Annotated in this window: 6 protein-coding genes and 1 rRNA gene (1 of these 7 running past the window's edge); 2 read left to right on the top strand and 5 right to left on the bottom strand. The window is 65.2% G+C overall.

From position 1 onward, the window contains the following. A 16S ribosomal RNA gene (locus ICJ04_RS01625) occupies window positions 1-34 on the bottom strand (it extends 1,513 nt beyond the left edge of the window). Between the two features lie 597 nt (window positions 35-631). Then, on the bottom strand, window positions 632-1,843 hold the full coding sequence (tyrS, locus tag ICJ04_RS01620; protein WP_188325832.1) for a tyrosine--tRNA ligase: 1,212 nt from the start codon (window positions 1,841-1,843) through the stop codon (window positions 632-634). Between the two features lie 170 nt (window positions 1,844-2,013). Here tyrS and ICJ04_RS01615 point away from each other — a divergent pair, with 170 nt between their 5' ends. Together ICJ04_RS01615 and ICJ04_RS01610 are read left to right on the top strand one after the other, a co-directional pair. Continuing rightward, window positions 2,014-3,480 carry a peptidoglycan DD-metalloendopeptidase family protein gene (locus ICJ04_RS01615; protein ID WP_188325831.1) on the top strand — a complete coding sequence of 489 codons (1,467 nt, stop codon included), beginning with the start codon at window positions 2,014-2,016 and terminating at the stop codon, window positions 3,478-3,480. A 76-nt stretch (window positions 3,481-3,556) separates the two neighbouring features. After that, complete coding sequence (locus tag ICJ04_RS01610; protein ID WP_223202960.1) at window positions 3,557-4,684, top strand: anhydro-N-acetylmuramic acid kinase; 1,128 nt, start codon at window positions 3,557-3,559, stop codon at window positions 4,682-4,684. A gap of 45 nt (window positions 4,685-4,729) precedes the next feature. On the opposite strand, the gene ICJ04_RS01605 is transcribed toward ICJ04_RS01610, so the two are convergent. The 3 genes from ICJ04_RS01605 to ICJ04_RS01595 all read right to left on the bottom strand — a co-directional run bounded on the left by ICJ04_RS01605 (window position 4,730) and on the right by ICJ04_RS01595 (window position 7,133). Next, window positions 4,730-4,957, bottom strand: coding sequence for a hypothetical protein (locus ICJ04_RS01605; protein WP_188325830.1), 228 nt, complete (start codon window positions 4,955-4,957; stop codon window positions 4,730-4,732). 77 nt (window positions 4,958-5,034) lie between these two features. Continuing rightward, complete coding sequence (locus tag ICJ04_RS01600; RefSeq protein ID WP_188325829.1) at window positions 5,035-6,336, bottom strand: MFS transporter; 1,302 nt, start codon at window positions 6,334-6,336, stop codon at window positions 5,035-5,037. Continuing rightward, a complete protein-coding gene (locus ICJ04_RS01595) occupies window positions 6,333-7,133 on the bottom strand; it encodes an exodeoxyribonuclease III (RefSeq protein ID WP_188325828.1) in 801 nt (266 codons plus the stop codon). The genes ICJ04_RS01600 and ICJ04_RS01595 overlap by 4 nt, the downstream gene beginning before the upstream one ends. Between the last annotated feature and the right edge of the window lie 140 nt (window positions 7,134-7,273).

Here is a 7,273-nt window from a genome sequence, read left to right as displayed (position 1 = left end):
GTTCACTCTGAGCCAGGATCAAACTCTTCACTTAAAATTACATGTCCGAAGACAAAATACTTAAAGCTACAGAAGAATGATTCCGGCAACTCAATACGTTCTTTCGAACGTGCTTTATTGCTTGATCAAACGTCTGCAAAATGGACTAGTCATCCTTCCTGCAGGGCGCCTTCACAATAATACCTGCGCATACTTTCAAAGATCAGGGGAAGTGGCCTCAGCGCCGTTCCCGTGTGCAGCGACGTTTCCGTCGTTGCGAGCCGCCCATTATAGCGAGCTTTTCCGCTTCGTCAACACCTTTTTTCAAAGGCCGCCTCACCGAAGTGGACGTTGTTGACTCTGCTGCTTCGACGTTGAACCCGAAGGCGTTTCGTCGTTGCGAGCCGCCTATTATGCCGGACTTTTCGAGTCCGTCAACACCTTCGTTCGATCAAATCGTTCGGCGGTGGTGGCGTTCCTTTTGTCGCTGAAGCCCCTTGGTGGCGACCCCTGCGACGGGGGAGGTGAAGTATGTCCCTTTCCCCAGACTTTGGGAAGGGGTTTGGCGATATTTTTTCACATCGCCTTGCAGTTGCTCGTGTATCGGCATCCAGAGCGGGCCGTGGGCCCGCTCCTCCTCTATAGATACGTGTCAGGCAATGACCAGACGGATGCGGGCGAAGGTCCGCTTGCCTACCTGCAGCAGGCCTTCGAAACCCGGCGGCAGCACCTGCTGCCCGTCTTCCACCACGACACCGTCCACCTTGACCGCGCGCTCCTTGAGCTTGCGGTTGGCCTCGGAGTTGCTCGGGGTCAGCCCGGCGGCCGTCAGCAGCGCGGCCATGCGCAGGCCTTCGGCAGGAACCGCGACATCCTGCAGCGGCAACTGGGTGATGTCACCCTGCCCGGTCACGGCGGCATTCCAGCCCACCACGGCCTGTTCGGCGGCGGCTGCATCATGGAACCGCGTGGCCAGTTCGCGGGCCAGGCGCAACTTCACCTCACGCGGGTTCAATCCGCCGGACGCGACCTGTTCCCGCAACGCGGCTGCTTCGGCCTGGCTGATGTCAAAGGACAACAACTCGATCCAGCGCCACATCAGCGCATCGTCCACCTTCATGGTCTTGGTGACGATGTCGATGGCCGGCTCACTGACACCTATATAGTTGTGCAGCGACTTGGACATCTTGTTGACGCCGTCCAGGCCTTCCAGCAGCGGCATGGTCAACACCACCTGCGGCTTCTGCCCATGGTGCTCCTGCAAGCCACGGCCCATCAGCAGGTTGAACTTCTGGTCGGTACCGCCCAGCTCCACGTCCGCTTCCAGCGCGACCGAGTCGTAGCCCTGCACCAGCGGGTACAGGAACTCATGGATGGCGATGGACTGCTGGGCGGCATAGCGCTTGGCGAAGTCGTCGCGCTCCAGCATGCGGGCCACGGTGTGCTGGCCGGCCAAGCGGATCATGTCGGCGGCGGACATCTTGCCGAACCATTCCGAATTGAAGCGGACCTCGGTCTTTTCCCGGTCCAGCACCTTGAAGACCTGCTCTTCATAGGTACGTGCGTTCTCCAGCACATCCTCACGGCTCAGCGGCTTGCGGGTCAGGCTCTTGCCGGACGGGTCGCCGATCATGCCGGTGAAGTCGCCGATCAGGAAGATCACCTGGTGACCGAGGTCCTGGAACTGCCGCAGCTTGTTCAACAGCACGGTGTGGCCCAGGTGCAGGTCGGGGGCGGTAGGGTCGAACCCCGCCTTTACCCGCAGGGGCTTGCCGCTTTCCAGGCGTGCACGCAGATCGTCGACCTTCAGGATCTCGTCGGCACCGCGGCTGATCAGGGCAAGGGCTTCATCAATGGAGGACACGTTCACTACTCCCGGCAACGCCGTATTTTCTTGTGGGGTGTTAAGACCAAGTTAACCGCATCGGCTTCACAAAAACCAATAGGCACAAGGGTTTGACGCGCTTTTCATAGGTGTCTATGGTAACCGGCGATCCAGCCCGTGTTCCCGGGCCCGCCAGGAAAACACTACTGATGCTCAATTCCGATCACGGCCGCGCGCGCAAACAGCGCTTCAAGGAACGGCTCCACGTCCTTCACGACAACGCCCTGCACCGGAAGCTCAGGCAACACCTCCCCGCTGCATTCAATGAACGCTGGACCCGGCGTCATTGGGTGCACGCCAGCCTGTTCGCCACCATCGGCATGCTGGTGGCCACGATCGTGCCGGGTTTCTCCAGCACCATCGAAACCCCGTATCCGAACGCGCACACCAGTCTGGCGCTGCCACTGCCGCCGCTGTCCCTCGCGCGCCAGCAGCACACCCCGGGCGACAGCTGGCAGGTGCTGCGCGTGCAGCGCGGCCAGACCCTGAGCGATCTGTTCGACCAGGCGGGTATCCCAGCCACCACCATGCACCGGGTACTTGAGCATCCCGGTGCCCGCGACGCGCTGGTCAAGCTGCGCCCAGGCACCGAGATCGCCTTCGACATGCCGTTGTCCGGTGAGCTGCGCAGCATCCGCTTCAACCGGGACGATGCCAACCGGGTGGAACTGGCGCTGGCCGGGGACACCATCAAGGAAACGGTCAGCAAGCGCGAGACCAGCACCCGCACCGTGGTCACCAGCGGCGAGATCACCAGCTCGCTGTACGCCGCCGCGCGCAAGGCGGGGCTTTCGCCTTCGGCAATCGCGACCATGACCGACGAGATCTTCAAATACGACATCGATTTCTCCAAAGACCTGCAGCCGGGCGACCGCTTCAGTGTGGTGATGGATGAAACCTGGCGCGAAGGCGAGCGCGTGGACACCAGCAAGATCCTGGCCGCCACCTTCAGTAGCGGCGGCAAGACCTATTCCGGCTTCCGCTTCGACCGCAACGGCAAGGCGGAGTACTTCGATCTCGATGGCCGCCCGTTGAAGAAGAGCTTCATCCGCATGCCTATCCAGTTCGCGCGGTTGAGCTCGACCTTCGGCGCACGCAAGCACCCCGTGCTGGGCAAGATGCGCATGCACAAGGGCGTGGACTACGCCGCACGCACCGGCACCCCGATCATGGCCGCGGGCGATGCGCGCGTGCAGTTCGCCGGTACCCAGCGCGGCTACGGCAACGTGGTGATCCTGGACCACGGTCGCGGCCACACCACGCTGTACGGACATATGTCGCGCTTCGGCAACATCAAGGCCGGCCAGCGCGTGGCGCAGGGCACGGTGATCGGCTACGTCGGCTCCACCGGACTGGCCACCGGCCCGCACCTGCACTACGAATTCCGCGTCAACGGCGAGCATCGCAATCCGCTCAGCGTGACCATGCCGCCGCCCGAGCCGCTGCGTGGCGCCGAACTGGTGGCCTTCCGCGCGCAGACCTCGCCGGCGATGGCGCGCATCCAGGGCATGGAGAAGATGATCTACGCCGATGCCAGCCCGGCCCCGGCCGGACGTGCCTCCGGCACTGAAGTGGCGAGTGCGCCGCGGGTGGCGACCGGCAACAAGCGCGGCTGAGGCCGCAGCCTGTTCCTGCATTGACGGCTCATGACAGGGCGCCCAAGCTGGCGCCCTTGTCGTTTCTGGAGTTCCGATGACCGCCTCGTTCGATCCGACGTGCCCGCTCTATATAGGGCTGATGTCCGGCACCAGTTCCGATGGCATCGATGCGGCCCTCGTGCAGTTTCCCGCTGAGGGCGGATGCCACTTCATCGACGGCCTGACCGGCGCCTGGGAGCCGACACTGCGCGAGCGCCTGGTGGTCCTGGGGCAAGGCGGTGAACTGGCGTCACTGGACGAGCTGGGCGATCTGGATGCGCGCATCGGCCTGGCCTTCGCCGAGGCTGCCGCTGCCCTGCTTGCGCAGTCCGGTGTGGCGGCACGGCAGGTGCGGGCCATCGGTTCGCACGGCCAGACGGTCCGTCATCGCCCGAGTGCATCGCCTGCGTTCACCCTGCAACTGGGCGATGCCAACCGCATCGCCGAGCGCACCGGCATCACCACCGTCGCCGATTTTCGTCGTCGCGATGTCGCCGCCGGGGGCCAGGGCGCCCCGCTGATGCCGGCCTTCCATCTGGCCATGCTGGGCACGGCCGACGAAGACCGTGCCGTGCTGAATCTCGGCGGCATCGCCAACCTGACGCTCATCCCGCGATCGGGCACCCTGCTCGGCTTCGATACGGGCCCGGCCAACGCCCTGCTGGATGCGTGGTGCCAGCGCCACACCGGCCAGGCATTCGATGCCGATGGTGCCTTCGCCGCCAGTGGCGTGGTCGACGAGGGCCTGCTGGCGCGCTGGCGGGCCGACCCGTGGTTCCAGTTGCCGCCTCCCAAGAGCACCGGCCGCGAGCAGTTCCACCTGCCATGGGCACAGAGCTTCCTGGCCGATGGCCAGCGCCCGGCGGCCGATGTGCAGGCCACGCTGCTGGAGCTGAGCGTCGCCACCATCGCCGATGCGCTGCGGCGCAACCAGCCTGGCACCCGTCGTCTTCTGGTGTGTGGCGGCGGCGTCCGCAATGGCCAACTGCTGCTGCGGCTGGGCGCACGCTTGCCCGGCGTGGTGGTGGAATCCAGCGCCGTGCACGGGCTGGACCCGGACTATATGGAGGCGATGGGGTTCGCGTGGCTGGCGCAGCGCACGCTGGACGGACTGGCGGGCAACCTGCCCAGCGTCACCGGCGCACAGGGGCCGCGGATCCTGGGCGCGATCCATCCGGGGTAAGGCCGTTCGGGATTCGCCGAGCGTGGCCCGGTGCTTGGCGACGCGTCAGAAGCCGTGGCCGGCCGGCAGGGCCTGCAGGGCCGCGATGGCATCGGCCAATGCATCGACTTCCGGATTCTCGAAGCCGCTGCGGACTTCCAGTTCGGTGGAAAACAGGCCCTGTTCCAGCACGGCGACACAGGCCTGCGCCTGTGTCCAGCCTCGCGCCACCGCCAACCGCGCGATACGGTCCAGGATCATCGGATCCACTTCCTGCAGCAGCAGGTCCGCCATGAGTGTGCTCCCCCTTGCATGGCCCCGTCCCCACGGTGCCGACAGTCGATCATCCCGTACCGCGCGCCCGCAGGCAATCAGCCTGCAGGCGATGCGGTGTCGGACAGGCGTGGCCACAACCACGCCAGCAGCAGCAGCGTCGGCACCACGGTCACCGCGCTGAGCATGAAGAACACGCTATACGAGGTGGCCTCCACGATGTATCCGGACACACCGCCGACGAACTTGCCCGGCAGGTTGGCCAGCGAGACCAGCAGCGCGTACTGGGTGGCGGTGAAGTTGCGATCGGTCAGCGATGACATGAACGCCACCAGCACCGTGCCGGCAAACCCCTGGAACAGGTTGTCGGCACTCAGCGCCGCATAGAACGCCCACAGCTGGCCGGGGTTATGGGCCATCAGCAGGAACGCGAGGTTGGACAGGGCGACGCCGAGGGCGGCCACCAGCAGCATCCGGCGGAAGCCGAACGCGGCCACCGCGATGCCGCCGAGGAACGCCCCGCCGATGCCCATCCAGACACCGAACAGCTTGGACACGGTGGCGATGTCCGCCTTGTCGAAGCCCGAATCGAGATAGAAGGGACCGGCCATCACGCCGATCACCTGGTCCGGGAATTTGAACAACCCGACGAAGGCCAACAGGCCGACCGCCAGCGCTACCCCGTTGCGGGTGAAGAAGCTGCTGATCGGCTGGATGAAGGCTTCGGCCACATCGATGCGGCGCACGACGGCCGCTTCCGGGTGCGCCGGCTCGCGGCAGAACACCGTGGTGAGGATCGGCAGCAGCATCAGCGCGGCCATGGCCAGGTAGGCGATGATCCAGCCTTCGAACTGCGCCAGGTACAGCGCGCCGGCCCCGGCCAGGATCAGGCCGATCCGGTAGCCCAGCGTGTACGTGGCCGCCAATGCAGCCTGCGAGGCATCCGGTGCGATCTCGATACGATACGCATCGACCACCGAATCCTGGGTGGCGCCGGCGAAGGACGCCACCAGTACCCAGCAGACCAGTGGCCACACGCCCTGTTCCGGGCGCACGAAGGCCAGCGCGACCAGACCCACCAGCACCATGACCTGCGACACCAGCAGCCAGGAACGGCGGCGGCCCATGAAACCCAGCAGGGGCACCGCGTAGCGGTCCAGCATCGGGGCCCACAGGAACTTGAGCAGGTAGAAGAAGCTGGCCAGGCTGATCAGGCCGATGCTGCCCAGCTCCAGGCCGACGTCGCGCAGGCGCGTGGACAGGGTCTGTGAGGCGATCAGCAGGAACGGCAGGCCGCTGCCGAAGCCCAGCAGCGCCATGGTCAGGGCCGAGGGCGTGCCGAAGGCGCGCTTGATGCCGGCCCAGCCCTTGTACGACGCCGGCACGGGCGCGTCCGTCATGTGGCGTAGTCCACGCAGAAGGGGGCATGGTCGGAGAAGCGCTCGTCCCGGTAGATCGAGCACCCCTGCAGGCGGTCGCGCAGGCCCGGGCTGACGAACTGGTAGTCAATGCGCCACCCCACGTTGTTGGCCCGCGCCGCGCCGCGGTTGCTCCACCAGGTGTAGTCCTCGCCGGTCGGGTGCAGCACGCGGTAAGCATCCGCCCAGCCGCGCCCGCTGGCCAGGTCGGTGGCCTGGCCATGGTCGGCGCACACCGCATTGAGCCAGTCGCGCTCTTCCGGCAGGCAGCCGGAGTTCTTCTGGTTGGATTTCCAGTTCTTGATGTCCAGCGCCGAGCGGACGATGTTCCAGTCGCCGCAGAGGACGTAATCACGGCCGCTGTGCAGCCACTGGTCGAGGATCGGCCGGAGCCATTCCATCACCTCGAACTTGAAGCCCTGGCGCAGATCGCCGGAACTGCCCGACGGAATATAGAAGGAGACCACACTGAGATTGCCGAAGCGGGCCTCGATGTAACGCCCTTCTTCGTCGAACGGCGCCCAGCCCAGCGAGGTGATGACCTGGTCGGGTTCGCGCTTGCTGTAGATGGCCACGCCGCTGTAGCCCTTCTTGGTGCTGGCGTCGCGGTAGAAGCAATGGTGGCCATCCGGACGGAACATCGGATCGGACAGCTGCGCCTCCTGCGCCTTGGTTTCCTGGATGCACAGGACGTCGGCGTCCTGGGCGCGGAACCACTCGAGGAAGCCCTTGCTGGCAGCCGAACGGATGCCGTTGGCGTTGAAGCTGATGATGCGCATGCGGTCGATTCAGGGTGTCGGCGGAAACCGGCCCAGCATACCTGTTGCCACCGGCCTCGGCCCCCTTTCTCCCCGGTTGAAAGGGACCTGACGCGGGCTTTGCAGTACGCTTTACGTTCCAAGAAGAAGATAGATAGAGT

It is taken from the genome of Stenotrophomonas sp. 169, from assembly GCF_014621775.1.
Taxonomy (GTDB): domain Bacteria; phylum Pseudomonadota; class Gammaproteobacteria; order Xanthomonadales; family Xanthomonadaceae; genus Stenotrophomonas.
Note: the sequence above shows the minus strand (reverse complement) of the source record. Positions and strands in the feature narration are given on the sequence as shown.

Excerpts from the sequence above, each read along its gene's own strand:
- ICJ04_RS01615 (WP_188325831.1), top strand. The coding sequence starts at position 2,014 with ATGCTCAATTCCGATCACGGCCGCGCGCGCAAACAGCGCTTCAAGGAA.
- ICJ04_RS01610 (WP_223202960.1), top strand. The coding sequence starts at position 3,557 with ATGACCGCCTCGTTCGATCCGACGTGCCCGCTCTATATAGGGCTGATG.
- ICJ04_RS01605 (WP_188325830.1), bottom strand. The coding sequence starts at position 4,957 with ATGGCGGACCTGCTGCTGCAGGAAGTGGATCCGATGATCCTGGACCGT.
- ICJ04_RS01600 (WP_188325829.1), bottom strand. The coding sequence starts at position 6,336 with ATGACGGACGCGCCCGTGCCGGCGTCGTACAAGGGCTGGGCCGGCATC.
- ICJ04_RS01595 (WP_188325828.1), bottom strand. The coding sequence starts at position 7,133 with ATGCGCATCATCAGCTTCAACGCCAACGGCATCCGTTCGGCTGCCAGC.